Source organism: Streptomyces viridiviolaceus (assembly GCF_014650995.1).
In the GTDB taxonomy this organism is placed as follows: Bacteria; Actinomycetota; Actinomycetes; order Streptomycetales; family Streptomycetaceae; genus Streptomyces; species Streptomyces viridiviolaceus.
Map to the genome: position 1 here is coordinate 1 of NZ_BMWA01000085.1, position 1,520 is coordinate 1,520.

The 1,520-nt window shown below is 68.4% G+C and carries 1 protein-coding gene and 1 pseudogene; both read left to right on the forward strand.

What is annotated here, in order from left to right; all coding sequences use genetic code 11:
- On the forward strand, positions 1-717 hold a 717-nt coding region (locus IE260_RS40980; RefSeq protein WP_189881016.1), incomplete at its 5' end, for an electron transfer flavoprotein subunit alpha/FixB family protein.
- 29 nt (positions 718-746) lie between these two features.
- Positions 747-1,520 (forward strand): annotated as a pseudogene (locus tag IE260_RS40985) (Fe-S oxidoreductase); the annotation flags it as partial.

Sequence of the window (1,520 nt, forward strand, 5' to 3'; positions counted from 1 at the left end):
GTGTCCCCGGCCGCGGTCCTGGTCCCCTCCTCCGCGGAGGGCAAGGAGATCGCCGCCCGTCTGGCGCTGCGCATCGGCTCCGGCATCATCACCGACGCCGTCGACCTGGAGGCCGGCGACGAGGGCCCGGTGGCCACCCAGTCGGTGTTCGCCGCGTCGTACACCACCAAGTCCCGCGTCTCCAAGGGCACCCCGGTCATCACGGTGAAGCCCAACAGCGCCGCCGTGGAGGCCGCCCCGGCCGCCGGTGCGGTCGAGGCCCTGTCGGTGACGTTCTCCGCGCAGGCCACGGGGACGAAGGTCACCGGCCGTACGCCGCGTGAGTCGACCGGGCGTCCGGAGCTGACCGAGGCCGCGATCGTGGTCTCCGGCGGCCGTGGTGTGAACGGCGCGGAGAACTTCGCGATCATCGAGGCGCTGGCCGACTCGCTCGGCGCGGCCGTGGGTGCCTCGCGTGCCGCGGTGGACGCGGGCTGGTACCCGCACACCAACCAGGTCGGCCAGACCGGCAAGTCCGTCTCGCCGCAGCTGTACATCGCCTCCGGCATCTCCGGCGCGATCCAGCACCGGGCCGGCATGCAGACCTCGAAGACGATCGTGGCGATCAACAAGGACCCGGAGGCCCCGATCTTCGACCTGGTCGACTACGGCGTCGTCGGCGACCTGTTCGACGTCGTCCCGCAGCTCACCGAGGAAGTCAAGACCCGCAAGGGCTGAGCATCCCGCGAGAAACCGAAGGCGTTCCCATGCAACTCGCCGCGATCATCGTGTCGCTGGTCCTGGCCGTGGTCGGCGCGTCGCTGTTCGCCCGAGCCATCGTTCGGATCTACCGCTTCGTACGGCTCGGGCAGAACGTGCCGGCGGGCACCCGTACCGACAACCCGAAGCAGCGCAGTCTGACTGTGCTCAGGGAGTTCCTCGGCCACACCCGCCTCAACCGTTGGGGCGTCGTGGGCGTCGCGCACTGGTTCGTGGCCGTGGGCTTCTTCACTCTTGTCCTGACCCTGGTGAACGCCTTCGGCCAGCTCTTCCAGGCCGACTGGGTGCTCCCCCTGATCGGGGACTGGACACCGTACGAGGTGTTCACCGAGCTCATCGGCCTGCTGACCACGCTCGGCATCCTCACGCTCATCGTGATCCGCCAGCTGTCCCACCCCAGGCGACTGGGCCGCAAGTCTCGGTTCACGGGCTCCAACGCCGGCCAGGCGTACTTCGTCGAGGCAGTCATCCTGATCATCGGCCTGGCGATCCTGACGCTGCGTGGCCTGGAGGGCGCGCTCCATCACGTGGAGGGCTACGAGGCCGGGTACCTGATCTCGTACCCGCTGGTGCTGGCCTTCAAGGGCCTGGACGTGGCGGTGCTGCAGAACCTGGTCTACCTCTTCGCCATGATCAAGATTGGGACGTCGTTCGTCTGGATGATCACGGTCGCACTGAAGACGGACATGGGTGTGGCCTGGCACCGCTTCCTGGCGTTCCCGAACATCTGGTTCAAGCGCAACGCCACGGGTGAGACCGCG